Here is a 24160-nt window from a genome sequence, read left to right as displayed (position 1 = left end):
CGCAGGCGTAACGGCGGGCGCGGCCAAAAGCTCAATCGCAAACCCAACCGCCCAGCCAAAAACCTCGACGTAACCAAGCGGTCCTCCTGTCAGCTCGCCCCCACCCCAGGGAACTTCCAAACCCACTCAGACCACACCCACACCATGGGTCCGGCCCCGGCCCGGCGGCGCGCCACGCTACAATGTCTCTTTTGCGCCACGCCGCCCGCGTGGCCCGCCTCTGTCTGATCCATGACTGCCAAGCCTTCCGAGCGATCCGTTTCAAAATCCCCGCGCCCGCGAGAATCGCGTCTGTCGACGTTGCATCTCGCGCCCGAGTCGCTGGGCTTTGCGCTCGATTGCGCGGCGCAGGCCATCGGCGCTGTGCGCCTCGGCGCGGCGCTGCCGGCGGCATTGCAAAGCGTTTTTGTCTCCGCGCCCGAAGGCGCGGCAGCGCGCGGCGCGGTGCAGGACATCGCGTACCGCACGATGCGCCGTCTCGCCACCGCCGAGGCGCTCATCGCGCAACTCGTGCGCAAGGCGCCGCCGCCGCACGTCGGTCATGTGCTTGCATGCGCGCTCGCCTTGCTTGTCGATGACGAAGCGTCGGCCGCGTACACCCAGTTCACCGTGGTCGATCAGGCCGTCAACGCAATCAGCGCACGACGCGAATTCGCGTTCGCAAAGGGGCTCGTCAACGCGGTTCTGCGCCGCTTCCTGCGCGAGCGCGAGGGCCTGCTTGCCACGGTGCAGGCCGACGACGTCGCCCACTGGAACTATCCGCAGTGGTGGATCGACGCCGTTCGCAGCGCGTGGCCGGACAACTGGGAGGCGATCCTCGCCTCCGGCAAGGAACAGGGACCGCTGACGCTGCGCGTGAATGCGCGCCGCTCAACCGTCGCCGACTATCTAAAGGGGCTGGACGAGCATCACATCGCGGCGCGTGCGGCCGGCGAGCATGCGGTACGTCTTGATACGCCGATGCCTGTCGACCGCATTCCGGGTTTCGATGATGGCGTCGTCTCCGTGCAGGACGCGGGCGCGCAGCTCGCCGCGCAGTCTCTCGGCGTGACGGACGGCATGCGCGTGCTCGACGCGTGCGCCGCGCCAGGCGGCAAGACCGGGCATCTGCTGGAACTTGCCGACATCGAACTGATCGCGCTCGAAAGCGACGCGTCGCGTGCGCGGCGCATCGGCGAAAACCTTCAGCGCCTGAATCTCGAAGCCGAAGTGCGCATCGGCGACGCCGGCAATCCGGCGAAGTGGCATGACGGCCAGCCCTTCGACCGGATCCTCGCCGACGTGCCGTGTTCTGCGTCGGGCATCGTGCGGCGTCATCCGGATATTCGCTGGCTGCGTCGCGCGAGCGATATTCCCGCGCTGGTCGCCGAGCAGCGGCGGATTCTCGAAGCGCTCTGGCCGCTCGTCAAACCCGGCGGCGAACTGCTTTATGTGACGTGCTCGATCTTCCCCGAAGAGGGCGAGTTGCAGGCGCAGTGGTTTGGAGGCATCCATCAAGATGCGGTACGATTGGACGCGCCGGGGCAGCTGTTGCCCAAGGTCGCCCGCGCGCCGGCCAGTTCGCCAGGCGCGCCGCGTACCGGGCAGGACACCGACTCGAATTCAGACCACGACGGATTTTTCTACGCGCGCTTTCAGAAACGGTGACCATCAAACGCTTCTTCCCGCTTCGGCTCGCGGCCGTGCTCTGGTTTGCGCTGGCCGTCTGGCTGGGCACCGCCGGATCCGCGTACGCCGACTCGATCGCCGTGCAGCGTGCATCATTGCAGGCCGACGGCAATGGCTGGAATCTCGACGCGCGTTTTGACTTCGACCTGAACAGCAATCTCGAAGACGCGGTCAACAAAGGCATCCCGCTCTACTTCACCACCGATTTCGAATTGAGTCGCCCGCGCTGGTACTGGTTCGACGAGCAGCCGGTCAGCGTTTCGCAAAGCATCCGTCTGTCGTTCCAGCCGCTCACGCGTGAATATCGCGTGTCGTCGGGTGGTCTTCAACTCGGCTTCAGTACATTGAAGGACGCGCTCTCGGTGATCAAGCACGTCACGTCGTGGCACGTGATCGACCGCAATGAAGTGCATGTCGGCGAGACGTATAACGCGTCGGTGCGCATGCAGCTCGACGTCGCGCTGATGCCGAAGCCGTTCCAGATCGACGCGGTCAACAACCGCGACTGGAACCTCGCTTCGGACTGGAAGCGCTTTACCTTCACGGTGACTGAACGTGCTAAATAAAGTGCGCCGCGCCACGACCACCAGCGTCACCGGACTCATCGTCCGCGTGATGGTGTCGACGGTCGCCGTCACCGCTGTTCTGCTGCTTGTGCTGCTCGCCGCCGCGAGCGCGAATACCGAGTTCTTCGATCGCTACTATCAGTGGCTGTACGCGGCGAACGTCGCGGTCGCGCTGATCTTCATGCTGATCGTCGCGGTGCTGGTCGTCGTGATCATCACGCGATTGCGCAAGGGCAAGTTCGGCACGCGGCTGCTCGCAAAACTCGCGTTCTTCTTCGCGCTCGTCGGTGTCGTGCCGGGTGGGATCATCTACGTCGTGTCGTATCAGTTCGTGTCGCGCAGCATTGAATCGTGGTTCGACGTCAACGTCGAAACGGCGCTGACGTCCGGGCTGAATCTGGGACGCGGCATGCTCGATGCCTCGCTGTCCGATCTGCAGACGAAGGGCCGTCTGATGTCCGAGCAGCTTGCGAGCACCGAACCGGGGAGCACGACGCTCACGCTGCTGCGTCTGCGCGACCAGTTCGGCGTGCAGGAGGCGACCATCGTCGAGCCGGTGCGCAGCATGTCGGGCGCGACGCCGGACATGCACGTCGTCGCGCAGGCGTCGGGCAATTACGCGTCACTCGTGCCGAACGATCTGCCGACGCCGCTCATGGTCGAGCAGGCGCGCGGCCACGGTTTTGCCGCCATCGAAGGCGAAGTGGATGGCGATCCACATGAGCGTGGCGCGAAGGGCGCGCTGCGTCTGCGCGTCGTGCAGCGCATTCCGGATTCGAACGCGGCGTTGCTGCAGCCGGCCGAACGCTTCCTGCAACTTACGGTGCCGGTTTCGCCGTCGCTCGCGCGTAACGCCGATGCCGTGCAGCGCGCGTATCGCGAATATCAGGAAAAGGCGCTCGGGCGCACCGGTCTGCGCAAGATGTACATCGGCACGCTGACGCTTGCGCTGTTCCTCGCGACGTTTATTGCGATGATGCTGGCGCTCGCGCTCGGCAACCAGCTCGCGCGGCCGCTGTTCCTGCTCGCGCAGGGCACGAAGGAAGTGACCGAAGGCGACTACACGCCGAAGCGCGAAATCAAGTCGCGCGACGAACTCGGCTTCCTCACGCAGTCGTTCAACGCGATGACGCGCCAGCTTTCCGAGGCGCGCGCGGCGGTCGAGAACAACCGCATCGCGCTTGAACATTCGAAGGCGTATCTGGAAAGTATTCTCGCGAACCTGACCGCAGGCGTTTTTGTATTCGACCGGCGCTTCCGGTTGACGACAGCGAATCGCGGCGCGGAGCGCATCTTCCGCCAGCCGTTCCAGCCGATGCTCGGCTCGCCGCTCGACGACATTGGCGTGCTCGACGAATTCGGCGCGATGGTGCGCAAGGCGTTCGCCGATCGCGAGGCGGCGGGTGGCGATGGGCACGACGATCGCGGACACTGGCAGCAGCAGGTGTCGGTTCAGGTGACGGGCGAAGCCGAACCGCTGACGCTGCTCGTGCGCGGCGCCCGTCTCGTCGCCGCGACCGACGGCGATGCGCAGGACGCGCAGACGTCCGGCTATGTCGTCGTGTTCGACGACATTTCGGACGTGATCTCCGCGCAGCGTTCGATCGCATGGGGCGAAGTCGCACGACGGCTCGCACACGAGATCAAGAATCCGCTGACGCCGATCCAGCTTTCCGCGGAGCGCCTGCAGATGAAGCTCGCCGACAAGCTCACGCCATCGGACGCCGATGTGCTCAAGCGAGGCGCGACGACGATCGTGAATCAGGTCGCGGCGATGAAGCAGATGGTCGACAGCTTCCGCGATTACGCGCGCACGCCGCCGGCGGTGCTCGCGAATCTGCAGTTGAACGACCTCGTGAGCGAAGTGCTCACGCTGTACGGCATCGAAGAAGGCAAGAGCGCGATCGCGGTGGAGCTCGGCGCGCATCTTCCGGTGATTCGCGGCGATGCGACGCAACTGCGTCAGGTGATTCACAACCTGTTGCAGAACGCGCAGGACGCTGTGGCGGACGTCGAGCATCCCCATGTGGTGCTCGAGACGCGGACAGTAGAATATGGCGATCCCGATGCAGAAGGCAAAGCGCGTGTGGCGGTACGTCTGACCGTCTCGGATAACGGAGCAGGCTTCTCCGCGCGCATTCTCACGCGCGCCTTCGAACCTTACGTAACCACCAAGGCCAAAGGAACAGGTCTTGGTCTTGCTATGGTGAAGAAGATCGTCGATGAACACGGCGCGCGAATCGACATTCGCAACCGTATGAAAGCGGGCGATGTGATCGAGGGCGCGCAGATCTCGATCCTTTTCCTTCAAATGGCAGACGACGCGGCGGCGCCGGAAGCGGGGCCACACGGCACGCATGGCGACGCATTGCAGGGAACGACAAAAGCAACCGTGCAGACAAGGGCAGCGTAAATGGCAACCATCCTGGTGGTAGATGATGAAATGGGCATCCGGGAATTGCTCTCGGAGATCCTGAGCGACGAAGGGCACGTCGTGGAGGCGGCGGAAAACGCGCAGGAAGCGCGCGATTTCCGTCTGCGTCAGGCGCCGGATCTCGTGCTGCTCGACATCTGGATGCCGGACACCGATGGCGTCACGTTGTTGAAAGAGTGGGCCGCGCAAGGGCAACTGACGATGCCGGTGATCATGATGTCCGGTCACGCGACGATCGACACCGCAGTCGAAGCAACCCGCATCGGCGCGCTCAATTTTCTCGAGAAGCCGATCGCATTGCAGAAGCTGCTGAAGGCCGTCGAGCAGGGTCTTGCGCGCGGCAACGCGGCGCCCGCCGCCGGTGGCATGGCGATGAAGCCGGTGTTGCCCGTGGGCGTGTCGGCGGTGGCGTCGGCGGCCGCGCTGCCGATGCTCTCCGGCGACAGCATGATCGGCAGCGCGCTGCCGGCGCAGACCGCGTCGATTTCGTTCGATATCCCGCTGCGCGACGCGCGCGACGCTTTCGAGCGCGCTTACTTCGAATATCACCTCGCGCGCGAAAACGGCAGCATGACGCGCGTCGCGGAGAAGACCGGGCTGGAACGCACCCACCTGTATCGCAAGCTGAAGCAGCTCGGCGTCGACCTTGGCAAGAACAAGAGCGAATAAAGCTTCTTGCAGCCCATCCCGATAAATTTCACCAAGGGGCTTGAGGCGGGCGGCCCACTTTGATATACTTTCGCTTCTTCGTTGGCCCGGTAGCTCAGTTGGTAGAGCAGCGGATTGAAAATCCGCGTGTCGTTGGTTCGATTCCGACCCAGGCCACCAGAATTTAGCCCCAGGATAATCGCAAGATTCCTGGGGCTTTCTGTTTTTGTAGTGCCCGGTGCAACATCGGCGGGACGGCTTTGGGGCCAGTGGCGCCGTCAGCGGCATGTGGCGTCGCATGATAAAATCGCGCCAGTTCAAGGACTTGCCACGTTCGATTGACAAGTCCTTTTTCGTTTCAGGCGCCCTGCGGCCTGGCGTTTTGTGCCGGCAGGCGGGCGGTCGATGTTCCCGGAAACGTGCTGGATTGTGGGGCTGCCGCGGGCGGCGTGACGCACGCAAAAGTCACCGGCAGGCAATGAGCGGTATAAGCGCCAGCGACGCTGCGTGCGAAAGGCGCGGCCTATACTGCCTGAGACCGGCCCCAGCGGGCGCCGGCTCAACATTGACCCAGCCCAGGCCCATCATGCGCCACGCTGCTGTTGCCGACACTACACAGCGCGACGCGGGCACTCATCAATCACGGAGTTTCACGGTGACCCGGACAGACGCTAAACACAGCGCCCTCGTGCTCTTCTCCGGTGGTCAGGATTCGGCCACCTGCCTCGCGTGGGCGCTTGAACGATACGAAACGGTCGAGACGCTCGGCTTCGATTACGGTCAGCGGCACCGCGTCGAACTGGAATGCCGCGAGGGGTTTCGCAGCGCGATCGCGCGCGAATTTCCCGAGTGGGGCGCGCGCCTCGGCGACGATCACATGATCGACCTTGGCGTACTCGGCGCCATCAGCGATACCGCCATGACGCGCCAGATCCAGATCGAAGCCGCCGCAAGCGGCCTGCCGAATACGTTTGTGCCCGGCCGCAACCTGATGTTCATGACGATCGCGGCGGCCATTGCATACCGTCGCGGATTGCAGGTTCTGGTGGGCGGCATGTGCGAGACGGATTTTTCGGGCTACCCCGATTGCCGCGACGATACGATGAAGGCGCTGCAGGTCGCGCTGAATCTCGGCATGGACAGCCGCTTCCTGCTCGAAACGCCGCTGATGTGGCTCGACAAGGCCGACACGTGGCGGCTCGCGCTGGAACTGGGCGGCGAGGCGCTTGTCGAGCTGATCCGCGTCGAGACGCACACGTGCTACGTCGGCGAGCGTGCCGAGCTGCACAAGTGGGGTTTCGGTTGCGGCGAGTGCCCGGCCTGCAAGCTGCGCAAGCGCGGCTACGAGGCGTATCTTGCCGGCGAGAAAGTGACGGAACCGGTTTAACCGCCGCAACGCAACGCGGCGCGGATGGTCAACATCTTCAGGATATTCAGGCAGAAAGCAGCATGACGTACGCGGTCAAGGAAATCTTCTACACATTGCAGGGCGAAGGTGCGAATGCCGGGCGCCCGGCCGTGTTTTGCCGCTTCGCCGGCTGCAACCTCTGGTCGGGCCGCGAGGAAGATCGCGCCGACGCCGTGTGCCGGTTCTGCGATACGGATTTCGTCGGCACCGACGGCGAGAACGGCGGCAAATTCCGCACTGCGGACGAACTGGTCGCGATGATCGCGTCGCTGTGGCCGGAAGGCGAAGGCGAGCGCTTTGTCGTCTGTACCGGCGGCGAACCGATGTTGCAGATCGACCCGCCGTTCGTCGATGCGCTGCACGCCGCCGGCTTCGTCATCGCGATCGAAACGAACGGCTCGCTGCCCGTGCTCGAGACCATCGACTGGATCTGCGTGAGCCCGAAAGCCGACGCGCCGCTCGTCGTCACGAAGGGCAACGAGCTGAAGGTTGTCGTGCCGCAGGACAACCAGCGCCTCGCCGATTACGCGAAGCTCGACTTTGACTATTTCCTCGTGCAGCCGATGGACGGTCCGTCGCGCGATGTCAACACGAAGCTCGCGATCGACTGGTGCAAGCGCCATCCGCAATGGCGCCTGTCGATGCAGACCCACAAGTATCTGAACATTCCCTGATCCCCCGTGCTGACGATTACCCGAAAACTTGAATTCGATGCGGGCCACCGCATTCCCGATCACCGCAGCCAGTGCCGTAACCTGCACGGCCATCGCTACGTGCTCGAAATCACGCTGCAAGGCGACCTCGTCGAAACGGAAGGCGCGCCGGACCGCGGCATGGTGATGGATTTCGCCGACGTGAAGTCGCTCGCGAACGAACATCTCGTGGATCTGTGGGACCACGCGTTTCTCGTCTACGAAGGCGACGCGCAGGTGCGCGGCTTCCTCGAATCGATGCCGGGCCACAAGACGGTCGTGCTCGACCGCATTCCTACTGTGGAAAACCTTGCCGCCGTCGCGTTCGATATTCTCGCGAACGTCTACGACGCGCATTACGGTGTGAATCTGCGGCTGCACAAGGTGCGGCTTTATGAAACGCCGAACTGCTGGGCTGACGTCGTTCGCGACTGAACGGGCACGTTATTGTCACGGTATGATCGCTGCGTAACCAGCCGGAGCGAGACATGCCGTACACCACACCGAGAAGCGGGCGCGACTGCCGCCGCGCCGACGTCAAATCCTGTGCTTGCCGCTGCGCCGCGCGCCGGGAGGGAGCGCCGCGATGAGCACGTTCACCAATCCCCTCAAGCTGCGCCTGAAAGAACCTGATCCGCTGTTCGGATTGTGGCTTTCGCTCGGCAGCGACTCCGCCGCCGAAGCGCTCGCGCATGCCGGCTTCGACTGGCTGCTGATCGACATGGAGCATTCGCCGAACGACAGCGTGGACGTCACCGGCCAGTTGCGTGCGATTGCTGCGGCGCATCTTCCGACTGAACCCGTCGTGCGTCTGCCGGCGAGCGAGCCGTGGCTCGTCAAGCGCGTACTCGATGCAGGCGCGCGCACGCTGATGTTCCCGAATATCGAAACGGCCGAAGAGGCGGCGCATGCCGTGCGTCTGACGCAATATCCGGGTGCCGGCAGCGACGGTTTGCGGGGTGTCGCCGGCGCGGTGCGCGCGGCGGCTTACGGCATGCGGCGCGACTACGTGCAGAACGCGAACGCGCAGATCGCGACGATTGTGCAGATCGAGTCGGCGCTCGCCGTTGATAACATCGAGCAGATCGCGGCGACGCCTGGTATCGATTGCCTCTTTATCGGACCGGCCGATCTGGCCGCGAGCCTCGGTCATCTCGGCGACTCGAAGCATCCGGAAGTCATTGCCGCAATCGCGCGTGTCGCCGCCGCGGCGCATCGCGCGAAGCTGGCGACGGGTATCTTCGCCATGGATGTTCAGAGTGCGCGGCAGTATCGCACCGAGGGCTTCCGCTTTATCGCACTTGCTGCCGACGTCATGTGGATGCTGCGCGCGACGCGTCAGGCGCTCCAGGAGGTGCGTTCATGATCCGCGTTTCATTGCAGACCTGGCTCGCGCGCGCGGCATTCGCAGCAACCGTTGTCACCCTCACGGCGCCGATGCTGGCCGACGCGCAGACGATCGTCTCTCCAAAGGCGGCGGATGCTGAAACGCAGACGGCCGTCGCCGACTACAACGCGGGCAATTTTGGCCCGGCGCTCGCCGAATTCCGCAAGGCGGCGCAGCACGGCAGCCGTCTCGCCGAATTCAACTACGCGATGATGCTGCTGAACGGCGAAGGCACCGCGCCCAATGTGGAGGAAGGCAAGAAGTGGCTGCGCAAGGCGGCCGACGCGAACATGTCGCATGCGCAGTACGTGTACGGCAAGATGTATGACGATGGCGAATTCGTCGGCCGCGATCCGGCGGAGGCGCACACGTGGTTTCTGAAGGCGGCGAAACAGGGGCACGTGCAGGCTGAGCTTGCGCTTGCAAACCAGTTCCTCGACGGTCGCGGCACGGCGCGCGACAACCAGCAGGCATTCTTCTGGTACAAGAAGGCGGCCGAAGGCGGCGACATGACCGCGCAGTACGTGACGGGCTCGTTTTACGAGCGGGGAGGCGATGGCGTCGATCGCAACCTGAACGTCGCGCGGGCCTATTACGCAGCGGCGGCGGCGCAGGGTGATCCGGCGGCACGCCTGAAATACCAGCAGCTTACTTCGCAGCTTCAGCAGGAACACGAAGCGAAACCGCAGTAACGCAATGCGCCCGGCGGCCAGCATTTGCCCGCCGCCAGGCATCGGTTTTCAACCGCAGACTAGCTCTGCATCAACCGTTTCTGGCGCGCGACGCTCATGATGAGTCCCGTCGCGACACCGAGCGTAATCAGCGCCGTTCCGCCGTAACTCATGAACGGCAATGGCACGCCGACCACCGGCAGAATCCCGCTCACCATCCCGATGTTCACGAACGCGTAGGTGAAGAACGCCATCGTCAGCGAGCCGGCGAGCAGCCGGCCGAACAGCGTTGCGCCGTTCGCTGCGATGTAGAGCCCGCGCGCGATCAGCAGCATGTAGAGCGTGAGCAGCACGATGCCGCCGGCCAGCCCGAATTCCTCCGAAAACACCGCGAAAATGAAGTCGGTATGCTTTTCGGGGATGAATTCGAGGTGAGCCTGCGTGCCCTTCGTCCAGCCCTTCCCGATCGGACCGCCGGAGCCGATCGCAATCACCGCCTGGATCGTGTGGAAGCCCTTGCCGAGCGGATCTGACGTTGGATCGAGCAGCGTGCAGATGCGGTGTTTCTGGTAATCGTGCATCAGCGGCCAGGTGACCTCCGGCTGGCAGATCTTGTCCTGGAACGCAGCGATCGAACCTACTGCAATCACGGCCGCGATCAGCACCGGCACAATCAGCTTGAAACTCAAACCCGCGAAGTAGATCACGAAGAGCCCCGCGGCAAACACCAGCACCGCCGTGCCGAGGTCCGGCTGTTTCGCGATCAGCCCGACGGGAATCATGAGGATCACGAGGCCGACCAGATAGTCGAACCAGCGCATCACGCCTTCGCGCTTCTGGTAGTACCACGCGAGCATCAACGGCGTCGCGATCTTCATGATCTCGGACGGCTGGATCACCACGCCGACGTTGATCCAGCGTTTCGCGCCCTTGCGCGTGAGACCGAACATCGCCACTGCAACGAGCAGCGCGACGCCGAACGTGTAGAGCGGCAGCGCAAAGCGCATCAGCGTGGTGGGCGGTACGGTGGCGAGCGCCCACATCAGCACGAACGTCAGCATGATGTTGCGCAGCTGGTCTTCGACCTTGCCGGGCATGTCGAGCGTCGCGCTATAGAGCGTCACGATGCCGACGCACAGCAGGAGAAAAACGATCAGCGCCAGCGGCTTGTCGAAGCCGAGGAACATGCTCTTGAGGCGATCGAGCCAGGCGCGCTTGTCGAAATGCATGCCTTTCTCCTTTATTCGTCCATGCCGCCGGTGGCCGGCTGGTTCGGCGACGCCGGCGCCATGCCGGTATCGCGCGAAGGCGCGGCCGCCGTCGTCGGTGTTTCACTGGCCGGGCGCGACGGGCGCGGCGTCTTGCGGGGCGGTTTCACGGCGTCGGAAGCGGCAACCGCATCGGCCGCCGAAGCGCTTCTGGCGGCGGCGCGTGCCGCTTTCGATGTCGACGCTGGCAGCGGCTTTGCCGCACTCGCTGCCGACGATGCCGGCAACGCCCCGGAAGTCGCCAGGGCCGCCGCTGCGTCCAGCGCGGCCGACGCCGCTGCGTCAGGCTTCGGTTTCACCGGCGCGCCCGGAGGCGGCGGCAGCGGCGTATAGCCTGCTGCGACCCGCGTCGGCGTCGCGACTTCTGGCGCTGACGCCGCCGCCTCGCCGATAACGGGCGCCGATGCCTCTTCAGTCGCCGATGCCGCCGCTTCGATGGCGGCCGCTTCTGCGCCCGGCTTCGCGCGATCGACGAGGTAATAGTCGAGCACGCGACGCGCGATCGGACCTGCCGCCTGCGCGCCCCAGCCGCCGTTTTCGACGATCAACGCGACCGCGATACGCGGATGGTCGGCAGGCGCGAACGCAATAAAGAGCGCGTGATCGCGCAGATTCTCGGCGAGCGCGTGACCATGGTATTTCGCGCCCTGCAGCGAGAACACCTGCGCCGTCCCGGTCTTGCCCGCCGCCACATACGCCGCGTTGCGGAATACCTGATACGCCGTGCCCGACGGATTCATCGTCACGTTTTCCATCCCGCGCTTGATGACGTCGATGTCCTGCTGCGCGACGTTGATGCGGCCATCGTCCTTCGGCACGGTCAGATGTGTGTCGTGCGTAATCGGGTTTTCGACCTCTTTCACGAGGTGAGGCTTCATCAGCACGCCGTTGTTGGCGAGCGTCGCAGTGGCGTGCGCGAGCTGCAGGATCGTGTACGAGTTGTAGCCCTGACCGATACCGAGACTGATCGTTTCGCCTTCGTACCAGCGCTGCTGTTCCGGCTTGCGATACGCCTTGCGCTTCCATTCCGTCGAAGGGAGGATGCCGCGCGCTTCGCCGGAAATGTCGATGCCTGTGATCTGCCCGAAGCCCCACGGCTTCATGAAACCGGCAATCGCGTTCACGCCCAGATCGTGCGCGAGCATGTAGAAATACGTGTCGTTCGACACCATGATCGCGCGGTTCATGTCGATCCAGCCCTGACCCTGCGGCACGTCGTTGCGGAACGTGTGGCCCGCGAACGTGTACGAACCCGGATCCTGGAAACCCCAGCTCGGCGTGCGTTTGTGTAACGTGAGCGCGGCGAGCGCCATGAACGGCTTGTACGTCGAGCCCGGCGGATACGTGCCGTGCAGGGGACGGTTCAGCAGCGGGTGATCCGGCGAGTTGTTCAGGTCGTCCCAGGTCTGCTGGTCGATACCGTCGACGAACGAGTTCGGATCGAAGCTCGGCGCCGATACGAACGCGAGTACATCGCCCGTCGCGGGCTCGATGGCGACGAGCGCGCCACGGCGCCCCGCGAACGCCTGCTCCGCGACCTGCTGCAGCCCGATATCGAGCGACAGCACAAGGTTGTTGCCTGGTGTGGCCTGCGTTCGCGACATCGTGCGAACCGGGCGGCCGCCGGCGGTCACTTCCACTTCCTCGAACCCTGTCATGCCGTGCAGTTCGGTTTCGTAGCTCTGCTCGACGCCGATTTTGCCGATGTAGTCCGTGCCCTTGTAGTTGTTGGCGTCAAGGCGCGGATCGTAGTGGTCGGAATCCGAATCGTTCTGATCGCTGGCGTCGTCGATGCGCTCCTGGTCGCGCTGCGAAATGCGCCCGATGTAGCCAATCACGTGTGCCGCAGTCGGACCGAGCGGATATTGACGGAAGAGCCGCGCCCGCACTTCGACGCCCGGAAAACGGAAACGCTGCGCAGTGAAACGCGCGACTTCGTCGTCGGTGAGACGCGTGCGGATCGGCAGGCTCTCGAAGTTCTTCGAGTCTTCCTGCAGCTTCTTGAAGCGGCGACGGTCGCGCGCATCGATCGTAATGACGGTCGCGAGACTGTCGATGACGTTTTCGAGCGAATCGTTCAGCTTCGATGGCGTGATTTCGAGCGTGTAGGCCGAATAGTTCTTCGCCAGCACGACGCCGTTACGGTCGGTGATGATGCCGCGGTTCGGCACGATCGGCGCGACGGAAATGCGGTTTTCGTCGGCCTGCAGCGAATACTTGCTGTAGTGCCAGACCTGCAGGAACAGGAAACGGAAACCGATCAGCCCGAAGCAGACGAACACGAACAACCCCGCCGCTGCAACCCGCAGGCGGAACTTCGAAAGCTGCTGTTGTGTGTCCTTGAATTCGGTCATGCGCGTGTGCAGTGGGCCGGCGGGCGGCCGTCAGGAAAAGCGTGCCCGCAAGCAATGGCGGGCGAAAAAACCATGCGTGGCGCATCGGGCGGGCAGGACGAATGCGTATTCAATCGAGCTCCCGACGCGTGTGGCGGCCTAGATGGGCCGGGTATCGTCCGGATCGGCGGGGCGGCGCTGCGGCATCAACAACAATACGCTTGCGACGGGCCAAAGTGCAGCTTCGACGAAGCCGTCGATCAGATATCCCCACCCCGGGAACGCGGCGCCCGTCAAAAGACGGATCACAAACGGCACGATCTGCGCGCCGACCAGAAGCGGCATGACCGCGAACGTCTGAATACCGATCGACATCCACAGCACGCGCCGGTGAATCGTGATCGCGCCGTACGACAGCAGCGTATAGGCGAGTGCGTGTTCGCCGAGCAGGCTCGCGTTGTGCACGTCCATCAGAAGGCCGAGAAAAAACGCGATGCCCATGCCGACCTTGCGCGGCTGATGGACGTTCCAGAACAGCAGCACCAGCGCGACGAAATCGGGCACGGCGATCATCCGTCCCCACGGCATCAGGTTCAGCAGGAAGGCTGCCGCCAGGCTGAACGCGATGAAATACGGATTGACCGGCTGCAGGATGTATTGCGGGCGGTTCATGGCTTCGTCCCCTGCGCGGCCTTGTCGGTCTTATCTGCCTTTTCAGCCTTTTCGGACTTCTTCGCACCGGCCGTTGCCGAAGCAGGCTGTGCGGCCTTCGCGCCTTTCTCGACCGAGCGGGCTGCGGGCTTTTCAGCCGGCTTTTCCGTGGCCTTCTCCGCGCCCTTTTCTGCGGCTTTTTCCGGTGCTTTCGCGGCGCCTGCGCCCTTTTCGGCAGGCTTTTCAGTCGGCTTTGCGTTTCGCTTCGCCTTCGCTTCTTTTGCTGCAGCGATGGGATCGGGCTCTGCGGGTCGCGGCGGAACGTCGTTCATGTAGTGCAGCACCAGCAGCTGGCGCGCGCCGCGCACCTGCGCGATCGGCACGCAGATCACGCGCGCGAACGCGGTGTCCGCCTGCTTGTCGACGCGCACGACCTTTGCAACGGGTAGACCCGGCGGATAGACGCCGTCGAGCCCGCTCGTGACAAGTTCGTCGCCAGCCAGCACGTCGGCGCTGATCGGCACGAAGCGCAGATCGAGCGAATCGCCCTTCGGCGTGCCGTAGATCACGCTGCGCAGACCCGTGCGCACGATCTGCACGGGTACGGCCTGATCCTTGTCGGTGAGCAGCGTCACTTCCGATTGCAGCGGGAACACGCGCGTCACCTGACCGATGACGCCGTCTTCGTTGACGACCGGCGAGCCGTCCTTCACGCCTTGCTGCGAGCCGCGCCCGATCACGACTTTCTGCGTGAACGGGTCGCGCGTGTCGTACTGGATTTCGGCCGGCGTGGATTGTGTGGTGCTGCGCTGGGACAATTCGAGCAACGCGCGCAGATGGCCGTTTTCAGCGCCGAGTTCGGCGACCTGATTGGCCTGCTGCGACAACTGGAGGTTTTTCGCGCGCAGCCGGTCGTTCTCGCTACGCAGCGTGGTGCTGCTCACGGCCAGATCGGCCGCACCCATGAACAGGTCGCGCGGCACGAGCGCCGCGCGTTGCAAGGGATAAAGGCCCGCGCCGAGGACGCCGCGAACGATCTCAAGGGTTCGGAAGCGTGCGTCGGAGATCAGCAGGGCGAGCGCCAGCACGACGAAGAAGATCAGCCGTGCGAGTGCCGACGGGCCTTGTCTGAACAGGGGCGGCGGACTGTATTCCATGGTCGGCGCCGGGGGCGTGAGCGTGTTGGGTGAGACTGCGGCGCGTCAGATAAGCGCCTGGCGGGCGGCGACGGCGGCTGGCACTGCCAGCCGGTAGGTCCGTGCCGCCTTCATTTATTGGACTCGCTTACTCGTACGAGAAGATGCTGCCGAGCTTGTCCATGCGCTCGAGCGCCATGCCGGAGCCGCGCACGACGCACGTCAGCGGGTCTTCGGCGACGAGTACCGGCAGGCCGGTCTCTTCCGCGAGCAGACGGTCGAGGTCGCGCAGCAACGCGCCGCCGCCCGTCAGCATCATGCCGCGTTCGGCGATGTCGGCGCCGAGTTCCGGCGGCGTCTGTTCCAGCGCGATCTTCACCGACGACACGATCTGGTTCAGCGGATCGGTGAGGGCTTCCAGGATCTCGTTGCTGGAAATCGTGAAGCTGCGCGGAATGCCTTCCGACAGGTTGCGGCCCTTCACTTCCATTTCCTTGACTTCGGAGCCCGGGAACGCGGAACCGATTTCCTTTTTGATCGCTTCGGCCGTCTGTTCGCCGATCAGCATGCCGTAGTTGCGGCGGATGTAGTTGACGATGGCTTCGTCGAACTTGTCGCCGCCGACGCGCACCGAGCCCTTGTACACGATGCCGCCAAGCGAGATCACGCCGACTTCCGTCGTGCCGCCGCCGATGTCGACAACCATCGAGCCCGTGGCTTCCGATACCGGCAGGCCGGCACCGATGGCAGCGGCCATCGGTTCTTCAATGAGGTAGACCTGCGAGGCGCCTGCGCCATGCGCGGCTTCCTTGATCGCGCGACGCTCGACCTGGGTCGAACCGCACGGGACGCAGATAATGATGCGCGGCGACGGCGAGAACATGCGCGATTCGTGAGCGGTCTTGATGAACTGCTTGATCATCTGCTCGGTGACGGTGAAGTCGGCGATCACGCCGTCTTTCATCGGGCGGATCGCCTCGATGTTGCCCGGTACCTTGCCGAGCATCTGCTTGGCTTCCTTGCCAACCGCCTGAATCGTTTTCTTGCCATTCGGACCGCCTTCCTGGCGGATCGACACTACAGAGGGTTCGTCGAGAACGATGCCTTTGCCGCGCATATAAATAAGCGTATTGGCGGTACCAAGGTCAATGGCCAGATCGTTGGAAAAGTAGCTGCGCAAAAAACCGAACATTCAAAAATCCTGTCTCGCTGGGGGCCGGGCCTCGCATCGTACGCGCAGGACGGCAGCGGAAAAAATAACAGCTTCAGGTCGGGCGCGAACATGCCACAAGAGCCTGAAACTGCGAGGGAATCTACCGGAGACCGGAGCAAAGCCGCACGGTTCACTGGAAAATGTCCAGTAAGGCCTTGGTAAGTCGGACCGGGTTTGGGTCGAACGTGTAATGATACCTTATAATTTTGGATGTTTTGGAGTAAACGGACGGTACTTTTTGCCCTCGCCGGCCCCTTTTCGAGGGCGCGCTCCAATGTCGTAACTCGCTGTCGCAGCACTCTTTTTCCGCTCTGCGCCAGTCCACCTCTCTTTCCGGTGACTGCATGGCTCTGACCCTGACCGATGTGAAACGCATCGCACACCTCGCGCGGCTCGAATTGCCCGATGCCGACGCGGAGCACACGCTTGCCCAGCTCAACGATTTTTTCGGTCTCGTCGAGCAGATGCAGGCCGTCGACACCACGGGCATCGCGCCGCTCGCGCACCCGATCGAGCAGATCGAAGACGTCGCGCTGCGCCTGCGCGACGACGCCGCGACCGAAGTCGTGCGCCGCGACGATTTCCAGCGCCCGGCCCCGGCTGTGCAGGAAGGGCTGTATCTGGTGCCGAAGGTCATCGAATAGGCGTTAGCCGCGCGCCCGCCGCGTTCCGGTATCCGGCGGCGGGCATCCAGGGCACGGCAGGCCGGCGGGCAGCCGGACGCCTCCACGGCAGCGCATCGCGCTGTCGCGCTTTCCAGGAATAACGCAATGCATGAAAAAAGTTTGATCGAACTGCGTGCCGCGCTCGATGCGAAGGAATGCTCCGCCGTCGAACTCGCGCAGACGTATCTGCAGCGCATCGAAGCCGCGAAGAGCCTGAATGCGTTCATTCAGGTCGACGCCGATCTGACGCTGGCGCAGGCCAAAGCCGCCGACGCGCGTCTCGCCGCGGGCAACGCAGGTCCGCTGACGGGCCTGCCGGTCGCGCACAAGGACGTGTTCGTGACGCGTGGCTGGCGCTCGACCGCCGGCTCGAAGATGCTCGCGAACTACGAAAGCCCGTTCGATGCGACGGTCGTCGAGCGGCTCGCGCGCGCGGGCATGGTGTGCGTCGGCAAGACGAACATGGACGAATTCGCGATGGGCTCGTCGAACGAAAACTCGCATTTCGGCCCCGTGCAGAATCCGTGGGACCGCAAGGCTGTGCCCGGCGGCTCGTCGGGCGGGTCGGCCGCCGCGGTCGCCGCGCGCCTCGCGCCCGCTGCAACGGGCACCGACACCGGCGGCTCGATCCGCCAGCCGGCGTCGTTCACCGGCATCACCGGCATCAAGCCGACGTACGGCCGCGTCTCGCGTTACGGGATGATCGCGTTTGCTTCGTCGCTGGATCAGGGCGGCCCGTTTGCGCAGACGGCAGCCGACTGCGCGACGCTGCTCAACGCAATGGGTGGCTTCGACGAGCGCGATTCCACGAGCCTCACACGCGACGACGAAGACTACACACGCTATCTTGGCAAGACGTGGTCCGCCGACGCAGGCGCACACAAGCCGCTCGCCGGCCTGCGCATCGGTCTGCCGAAGGAATACTTCGGCGCGGGTCTCGCCGATGACGTCCGTGCATCAATCGACGCTGCGCTGAAGCAGTACGAAGCGCTTGGCGCGACGCTCGTCGACGTGTCGCTGCCGAAAACCGAGCTGTCGATTCCCGTGTACTACGTGATCGCGCCGGCGGAAGCGTCGTCGAACCTGTCGCGTTTCGATGGCGTGCGTTATGGCCATCGCGCCGCGGAATATCGCGATCTGCTCGACATGTACAAGAAGTCGCGCGCAGAAGGTTTCGGCCCGGAAGTGAAGCGCCGCATTCTGGTCGGCACGTACGTGCTGTCGCACGGCTACTACGACGCGTATTACCTGCAGGCGCAGAAGATCCGCCGCATCATCGCGCAGGACTTCCAGGAAGCGTTTAAACAGTGCGACGTGATCATGGGTCCTGTATCGCCGTCGGTCGCGTGGGATCTCGGCGCGAAGGGCGACGATCCGGTGCAGATGTACCTCGCGGACATCTACACGCTGTCGGTGAGTCTCGCCGGGTTGCCGGGCATGAGCGTGCCGTGTGGTTTCGGCGCGGGCGCGAATGCAGAGCGTCCGGTGGGTCTGCAGATCATCGGCAACTATTTCAACGAAGCCCGCATGTTGCAGGTCGCCGACGCGTTCCAGCGCGCGACCGGCTGGCATCGTAAATCACCGGCAGGAGTGTGAATCCATGACCACGCAATGGGAAGTCGTTATCGGTCTTGAGACGCACGCGCAGCTGTCGACCGTCTCGAAGATTTTCTCCGCCGCCTCCACGCAGTTCGGCGCCGCGCCGAACACGCAGGCCGCGCCCGTCGATCTCGCGTTGCCGGGCACGCTGCCGGTGATGAACCGCGGCGCCGTCGAGCGCGCGATCCAGTTCGGCCTCGCGATTGGCGCGACGGTCGCGCCGCGCAGCATCTTCGCGCGCAAGAATTATTTCTATCCCGATCTGCCGAAAGGCTATCAGATCAGCCAGTACGAGATTCCGGTCGTGCAGGGCGGACAGGTCACAATCCAGGTGCCCGCGAACGAAAAGGCAGGCAAGCCGGCGTATGAAAAGACCGTGAACCTGACGCGCGCCCACCTCGAAGAAGACGCGGGCAAATCGCTGCACGAAGACTTTGCCGGCATGACGGGCATCGACCTGAACCGTGCCGGCACGCCGCTGCTGGAAATCGTGACCGAGCCGGAAATGCGCAGCGCCGCCGAAGCGGTCGCGTATGCGAAGACGCTGCACACGCTCGTCGTGTGGCTCGGCATCTGCGACGGCAACATGCAGGAAGGCTCTTTCCGTTGCGATGCGAACGTGTCGGTGCGTCCGGTCGGGCAGGAGAAGTTCGGCACGCGCGCGGAGATCAAGAACCTGAACTCGTTCCGCTTCCTCGAAGAAGCGATCCAGTACGAAGTGCGCCGTCAGATCGAGCTGATCGAAGACGGCGGCACAGTGGTGCAGGAAACGCGTCTGTACGATCCGGACAAGCGCGAAACACGATCGATGCGCAGCAAGGAAGACGCGCACGATTACCGCTATTTCCCCGATCCCGACCTGATGCCGCTGATGATCGACGCCGCGTGGATCGAGCGCGTGAAGGGCGAGATGCCGGAACTGCCGGAAGCGATCCAGACGCGCTTTGTCGGGCAGTACGGTCTCACGCCATATGACGCAGGCGTGCTGACGTCGAGCAAGGCAACGGCCGCATACTATGAAGCGCTCGTCGCGAAACTCGGCGCGGCGCAGGCGAAGGTCGCGGCGAACTGGCTGAACGGCGAAGTGTCGTCGCAGCTGAACCGCGAAGGGCTCGATATCGCGCAAAGCCCTGTTTCGGCCGCGCAGCTCGCGCTGCTGCTGCAACGCATCATCGACGGCACGATCTCCAACAAGATCGCGAAGGAAATCTTCCTCGCGATCTGGGAAGAAAAAGCCACCGACGAAGCCGCCGCGGATCGCATCATCGAAGCGAAGGGCCTCAAGCAGATTTCGGACGTCGGCGCGCTCGAAGCGATCATCGACGAAGTCCTCGCGGCGAACGCGAAGTCGGTTGAGGAGTTCCGCGCGGGTAAGGAAAAGGCGTTCAACGCGCTGATCGGTCAGGCGATGAAGGCCACGAAGGGCAAGGCCAATCCACAGCAGGTCAACGATCTGTTGAAGAAGAAGCTGGGCTGACCGGAAAAGAAGGTGTCGCCGGCGTGTTTTCTGTTGTCGGAAAACACTGCCGGTCATGACGGGCTGTTGCCGGACGAAGGTTGAGGCAGCGGCCCGTTTCCTTTTGTCGACTCCAATTAACAGCGTCCGCAAAGAGATCCGCATGGCAAAGAAACCTGAGCTGGATGATTTCCGCGTTCCGTTTTTCGACGATAAAGGCAAGCCGGCGAAATTCTCGCTTGGCGATTTCGATCCGGGCGTGAAGCCGTTTTCGAGCGGCTCGAAAGAAGGCGACCGCGCGCGTCTTGCGGAAATCGGTGCACAACTCGACGGCCTGCAGGAACGTTTGCATGCACAGCAGGTCCGCCGCGTCCTGCTCGTTTTGCAGGGCATGGATACGAGCGGCAAGGACGGCACGATCCGCGCGGTCTTTCATGAAGTCGATCCGCTGGGTCTGCGCATCGTGCCGTTCAAGGCGCCCACGCCCGTCGAAGCGGCGCACGACTTTCTGTGGCGCGTCCACGCGCAGGCGCCGGCTGCCGGCGAACTGACGATCTTCAATCGCAGCCACTACGAAGATGTTCTGGTGCCCGCCGTGCTCGGCAGCATCGATGCCGACGAATGCACGCGCCGCTATCGTCACATCCGCGAGTTCGAAGCGCTGCTTGCCGACAGCGGCACGACGATCATCAAATGCATGCTGCACATCTCGAAGGACGAGCAGCGCGAGCGCCTGCAGGCGCGCATTGACGATCCGACGAAGCACTGGAAGTTCGACGTCTCCGATCTCGATGCACGCAAGCAGTGGGATAAATATCAGAGCGCCTATCAGGACGCGCTCGCCGCGACTTCGACTGAGTACGCGCCGTGGTACATCATTCCGGCCGATTCGAAGACACATCGCAACGTGATGATCGCCGAGTTGCTGCTGCGCGCATTCGAAGGACTGGCGCTCGAATTTCCGCCGGCGAAGGCGTCGCTGAAGGGCGTGAAAATCGACTGACGCCAGCTTCCACTGGCACGCTGCAAACCCTCCACTAACAGGAAAACGACATGTTGCGTGTGATTACCGCCAACCTCAACGGCATCCGCTCGGCGGCCAAAAAAGGCTTCTTCGACTGGTTCCGCGACCAGAATGCCGACGTGCTTTGCGTACAGGAAATCAAGTGTTCGCAGGACGACATGACGCCTGAATTTCTCGCGCCGCACGGCTATACCGGCTACTTCCAGCATGCGGTGAAAAAGGGCTACAGCGGCGCGGGCGTGTACACGCGCGTCGAGCCGGACGAGGTCGTGATCGGCTTCGGCAGCGAGGAATTCGACGCCGAGGGACGCTACGTCGAAGTGCGTTTCGGCAATCTGTCGGTGATTTCGGTGTATGTGCCGTCGGGGTCGAGCGGCGAGGAACGGCAGCTTGCGAAGTACCGCTTCATGGACGTGTTCATGCCGCATCTCGACGCGCTGCGCAAGAAACGCGAAGTGATCGTATGCGGCGACGTGAACATCGTGCACAAGGAAATCGATATCAAGAACTGGAAGGGCAACCAGAAGAACTCAGGCTGTCTGCCGGAAGAGCGCGCGTGGCTCACAAAGCTGTTCGACGAAGTGGGCTACGTCGATGTATTCCGCACGCTCGACCAGCGCCCGGAACAGTACACGTGGTGGAGCAATCGCGGTCAGGCGTATGCCAAGAACGTCGGGTGGCGGATCGACTACCAGATCGCGACGCCGGGTATCGCCGGCAAGGCGAAGCGCACCGATGTGTTCCGCGATATCAAGTTCAGCGACCACGCACCGGTGACGGTCGACTACGACCATCCGGCCTGACGTATCGCGAGACGGGTTTCAGTCGGCCGCGAATTTGCGCTTCGGGCGACCGATGCCGGCGTAATCCGGCAGTGCGTCGACCGTCTTGCCGATTGCCTTCGCGTAGAGCGGCAGCATGTCGGGCAGGCGTTTCATGATGTCGGCGCGGCGCGCCGGCGTGTAGGGATGCACGTAGATGAAGCCCTGCTCCCGGTTGTTGCGCGTCGCGACCGCGAGCTTGTCCCACAACGTAATGGCGGCACGCGGATCGAAGCCGGCGCGTGACGCGATATCGCTGCCGATCACGTCGGCTTCGGTTTCGTCGGTACTCTCGTATTTCATTTCGAGTAGCTGTGTGCCGATGCCAAGCGGCGCCGCACCCAGATCGGCAAGGCCGAAGAGCTGCGGAATCGGCCCGGAGACGATCTGCGCGGCCTGCTGTTCGCCAAGCCGCTCGCGCGCATGCTCGCGCAATGCGTGCGCGATTTCGTGGCCGAGCAACATGCCAAGCTCGTTATCGTTCAGACGCACGCGGTCCAGCAGACCGCCATACACCACCACCTTGCCGCCCGGCAGACAGTACATGCGGATGTCCGGCGACTTCACCACCGCGACATCCCACTTCCAGCCTTTCGCGCGCTCGTTCCACTTCAGCGAGAACGGAATCAGCTGATCGAGCGTCGTGCGTATGCGTTTGGTGCGGGCGTCCGTCGGCGGATAAAGCTTGTTGGCGTGGCTTGCGCCGCGGGCGATTTCGTCGAATTCGGCCGACGCCTGCGATTCGAGCATCGGCGACGGAATCAGATTGCGGAACGCCGCCGGGTTACCGTAGCGGATCGATTGACTCGGACCGTATGCGGTTTGCGAGCCGTATGCGGGTGTGGCGCCCGGCGCCGACGCAGCAGAAGCACTGGACGCGCCCGTCGCAGCGGAAGCGCCCGAAACGGGCGTCGCGGCGGCCGCCGACCGTGGCGTAGGCGCGCTCGTCGCCTCTGCCGCGCTCGCAGCCGCATTGGCGGGTGGATTCGCGGGCGTACTGGTGGGCGCATCGGCCGCGAACGCCTGTTGTGCCGGGAACAGCAGGCCGCCTGCACACACGCATGCACCCACGCGTGCCGCGTGTGCGGTGCGCCGGAGCATCGTGAGCAGGGCGGCGGATGCAGTCACGACTGCGATCTCCAGGGAGCGATCCGGAACAAAAGTAACATGCCCGGTATGGCGAGCGCCGTACACACGATGAAGTACGTGAACCAGCCGATCTCTGCGACAACGTAACCGCTCGCCGCCGAAGCCAGCGTACGCGGCACCGAAGCGAGGCTCGTGAAGAGCGCGAACTGGGTAGCGGTATAGCGCGGATCGGTGGTGCTGGCGATATACGCGGTGAAGGCCGCCATCGTGAGGCCGGTCGCGAAGGTTTCGAAGCCGTAGACAAGCGCAAGCGCGACCGAACGCGGATCGAGCTGGACGGTCCAGTCGATGCCGACCCACGAGAGCAACTTCGTCGTGCCCTGGCTGGTCGCGACGGCGAAGTCATAGATAGCGGCCAGCGCGTGCGAGTCCGGACCCAGCTGCGCGAGCCATGCAAAACCGAGTGTCGATACCATCTGCAGCAGGCCGAAAATCCACAGGCCGCGGCCGATGCCGATCTTCATCAGCCACACGCCGCCGACGATGCCGCCCGCGAGACTCGCGCCAAAGGCGGTCGTCTTCGCGATCACGCCGATCTGCGTGCGCGAAAAACCGATATCGAGGAAGAACGACGTTGAGAGCGTGGTCGCCATGACGTCGCCGAGCTTGTACAGGAAGATGAAGCCGAGCACGAACAGCGCGCCCTTCCAGCCGTCGCGCAGGATGAATTCGCGAAACGGCAGCACGATCGCGTCGCGCAGGTTCTTCGGGGGCGCGCCGTGTACTTCAGGCTCACTGACGAGCAGCGTCATCACCATCCCGGGCAGCATGAATGCCGCGGTCACGATGAAGACGGTGGTCCACGGCAGGTGGTCCGACAGGATCAGCGCGAGCGAGCCCGGCACAAGCGCCGCGATCTTGTATGCGTTCACATGGACCGCGTTGCCGAGGCCCTGCTGCGTGTCAGTAAGCAGTTCGCGCCGGTAGGCGTCGATCACAATGTCCTGGCTCGCGCCGAAGAACGCGACGAGCGCGGTCAACGCAGCGACGGTCCAGATCTCGTCGCGCGGCGACACGAAACCGAGCGTCGCAATCGCGCCCGCGACGAGGATCTGCGTGACGAGCATCCAGCCGCGTCTTCTGCCCGGGCGCCAGCCCGGCAGACGCGGCAGATAGCGGTCCATCAGCGGCGCCCAGACGAATTTCCATGTGTACGGAAACTGGATCAGCGCGAAGAGGCCAATTTCCTTCAGGTTGACACCTTCGGAGCGCAACCAGGCCTGAACAAGATAAACGAGCGTGAAAAGCGGCAACCCCGACGTAAAGCCGAGGAAGACGCATATCAGCATGTGTCTGTTGAAAAACGCACGCCAGCCGGGGTGGTCTTCGTGTGCGGTAAGTGCAGGCGCCTCGTGTGGCGGGTTCGACATG

21 protein-coding genes and 1 tRNA gene are annotated in these 24160 nt (G+C 63.7%); 15 read left to right on the top strand and 7 right to left on the bottom strand.

The window, feature by feature from the left end; all coding sequences use genetic code 11:
* Positions 1 to 231: 231 nt before the first annotated feature.
* From rsmB to LPA36_RS07745, 10 genes are all read left to right on the top strand, one after another.
* A complete protein-coding gene (rsmB, locus tag LPA36_RS07790; protein WP_228875540.1) occupies positions 232 to 1647 on the top strand; it encodes a 16S rRNA (cytosine(967)-C(5))-methyltransferase RsmB in 1416 nt (471 codons plus the stop codon).
* Complete coding sequence (locus LPA36_RS07785; protein ID WP_228875539.1) at positions 1644 to 2234, top strand: DUF4390 domain-containing protein; 591 nt, start codon at positions 1644 to 1646, stop codon at positions 2232 to 2234. The genes rsmB and LPA36_RS07785 overlap by 4 nt, the downstream gene beginning before the upstream one ends.
* Positions 2224 to 4647: a sensor histidine kinase gene (locus LPA36_RS07780; protein ID WP_228875538.1), complete on the top strand. Its 2424-nt coding sequence runs from the start codon at positions 2224 to 2226 to the stop codon at positions 4645 to 4647. The genes LPA36_RS07785 and LPA36_RS07780 overlap by 11 nt, the downstream gene beginning before the upstream one ends.
* A complete protein-coding gene (gene esaR / locus LPA36_RS07775; protein ID WP_228875537.1) occupies positions 4648 to 5337 on the top strand; it encodes a response regulator transcription factor EsaR in 690 nt (229 codons plus the stop codon).
* A gap of 83 nt (positions 5338 to 5420) precedes the next feature.
* Positions 5421 to 5496, top strand: a tRNA-Phe gene (locus LPA36_RS07770).
* A 475-nt stretch (positions 5497 to 5971) separates the two neighbouring features.
* Complete coding sequence (gene queC, locus LPA36_RS07765; protein WP_228875536.1) at positions 5972 to 6703, top strand: 7-cyano-7-deazaguanine synthase QueC; 732 nt, start codon at positions 5972 to 5974, stop codon at positions 6701 to 6703.
* A gap of 62 nt (positions 6704 to 6765) precedes the next feature.
* Positions 6766 to 7398 carry a 7-carboxy-7-deazaguanine synthase gene (queE, locus tag LPA36_RS07760; RefSeq protein WP_228875535.1) on the top strand — a complete coding sequence of 211 codons (633 nt, stop codon included), beginning with the start codon at positions 6766 to 6768 and terminating at the stop codon, positions 7396 to 7398.
* Between the two features lie 9 nt (positions 7399 to 7407).
* Positions 7408 to 7851 carry a 6-carboxytetrahydropterin synthase QueD gene (queD, locus tag LPA36_RS07755; protein ID WP_228875652.1) on the top strand — a complete coding sequence of 148 codons (444 nt, stop codon included), beginning with the start codon at positions 7408 to 7410 and terminating at the stop codon, positions 7849 to 7851.
* 151 nt (positions 7852 to 8002) lie between these two features.
* A complete protein-coding gene (locus LPA36_RS07750) occupies positions 8003 to 8782 on the top strand; it encodes an HpcH/HpaI aldolase family protein (RefSeq protein WP_228875534.1) in 780 nt (259 codons plus the stop codon).
* A 71-nt stretch (positions 8783 to 8853) separates the two neighbouring features.
* Positions 8854 to 9495 (top strand): tetratricopeptide repeat protein, encoded by a 642-nt coding sequence (locus tag LPA36_RS07745; protein WP_228875651.1) that lies wholly within the window; start codon positions 8854 to 8856, stop codon positions 9493 to 9495.
* Positions 9496 to 9554: 59 nt separating this feature from the next.
* On the opposite strand, the gene rodA is transcribed toward LPA36_RS07745, so the two are convergent.
* From rodA to LPA36_RS07720, 5 genes are all read right to left on the bottom strand, one after another.
* Entirely contained in the window at positions 9555 to 10703 is a 1149-nt protein-coding gene (rodA, locus tag LPA36_RS07740; RefSeq protein WP_228875533.1) for a rod shape-determining protein RodA, read from the bottom strand.
* Between the two features lie 11 nt (positions 10704 to 10714).
* Positions 10715 to 13096 carry a penicillin-binding protein 2 gene (gene mrdA / locus LPA36_RS07735; protein WP_228875532.1) on the bottom strand — a complete coding sequence of 794 codons (2382 nt, stop codon included), beginning with the start codon at positions 13094 to 13096 and terminating at the stop codon, positions 10715 to 10717.
* Between the two features lie 138 nt (positions 13097 to 13234).
* A complete protein-coding gene (gene mreD / locus LPA36_RS07730; protein WP_228875531.1) occupies positions 13235 to 13747 on the bottom strand; it encodes a rod shape-determining protein MreD in 513 nt (170 codons plus the stop codon).
* Positions 13744 to 14883: a rod shape-determining protein MreC gene (gene mreC / locus LPA36_RS07725; protein ID WP_228875530.1), complete on the bottom strand. Its 1140-nt coding sequence runs from the start codon at positions 14881 to 14883 to the stop codon at positions 13744 to 13746. Before mreC ends, mreD begins: the two co-directional genes overlap by 4 nt.
* 127 nt (positions 14884 to 15010) lie before the next feature.
* Complete coding sequence (locus tag LPA36_RS07720) at positions 15011 to 16054, bottom strand: rod shape-determining protein (RefSeq protein ID WP_004189550.1); 1044 nt, start codon at positions 16052 to 16054, stop codon at positions 15011 to 15013.
* Between the two features lie 365 nt (positions 16055 to 16419).
* On the opposite strand from LPA36_RS07720, the gene gatC reads away from it, so the two are divergent.
* The 5 genes from gatC to LPA36_RS07695 all read left to right on the top strand — a co-directional run bounded on the left by gatC (position 16420) and on the right by LPA36_RS07695 (position 21622).
* The gene (gene gatC, locus LPA36_RS07715; protein WP_228875529.1) at positions 16420 to 16719 is read left to right on the top strand and encodes an Asp-tRNA(Asn)/Glu-tRNA(Gln) amidotransferase subunit GatC; all 300 of its coding nucleotides are present in this window, start codon (positions 16420 to 16422) and stop codon (positions 16717 to 16719) included.
* A gap of 126 nt (positions 16720 to 16845) precedes the next feature.
* Positions 16846 to 18336: an Asp-tRNA(Asn)/Glu-tRNA(Gln) amidotransferase subunit GatA gene (gatA, locus tag LPA36_RS07710; protein ID WP_228875528.1), complete on the top strand. Its 1491-nt coding sequence runs from the start codon at positions 16846 to 16848 to the stop codon at positions 18334 to 18336.
* Between the two features lie 4 nt (positions 18337 to 18340).
* On the top strand, positions 18341 to 19816 hold the full coding sequence (gene gatB, locus LPA36_RS07705) for an Asp-tRNA(Asn)/Glu-tRNA(Gln) amidotransferase subunit GatB (RefSeq protein ID WP_228875527.1): 1476 nt from the start codon (positions 18341 to 18343) through the stop codon (positions 19814 to 19816).
* A gap of 142 nt (positions 19817 to 19958) precedes the next feature.
* Positions 19959 to 20798: a PPK2 family polyphosphate kinase gene (locus LPA36_RS07700; RefSeq protein ID WP_228875526.1), complete on the top strand. Its 840-nt coding sequence runs from the start codon at positions 19959 to 19961 to the stop codon at positions 20796 to 20798.
* A gap of 50 nt (positions 20799 to 20848) precedes the next feature.
* A complete protein-coding gene (locus LPA36_RS07695; RefSeq protein ID WP_228875525.1) occupies positions 20849 to 21622 on the top strand; it encodes an exodeoxyribonuclease III in 774 nt (257 codons plus the stop codon).
* Between the two features lie 18 nt (positions 21623 to 21640).
* Here LPA36_RS07695 and LPA36_RS07690 read toward each other — a convergent pair whose 3' ends face one another.
* Together LPA36_RS07690 and LPA36_RS07685 are read right to left on the bottom strand one after the other, a co-directional pair.
* Positions 21641 to 22741 carry a M48 family metallopeptidase gene (locus LPA36_RS07690; protein WP_407674239.1) on the bottom strand — a complete coding sequence of 367 codons (1101 nt, stop codon included), beginning with the start codon at positions 22739 to 22741 and terminating at the stop codon, positions 21641 to 21643.
* A gap of 23 nt (positions 22742 to 22764) precedes the next feature.
* A complete protein-coding gene (locus LPA36_RS07685; RefSeq protein ID WP_228875523.1) occupies positions 22765 to 24159 on the bottom strand; it encodes an AmpG family muropeptide MFS transporter in 1395 nt (464 codons plus the stop codon).
* Position 24160 lies beyond the last annotated feature (1 nt).

It is taken from the genome of Paraburkholderia saeva (assembly GCF_907164555.1).
Taxonomy (GTDB): domain Bacteria; phylum Pseudomonadota; class Gammaproteobacteria; order Burkholderiales; family Burkholderiaceae; genus Paraburkholderia; species Paraburkholderia saeva.
Note: the sequence above shows the minus strand (reverse complement) of the source record. Positions and strands in the feature narration are given on the sequence as shown.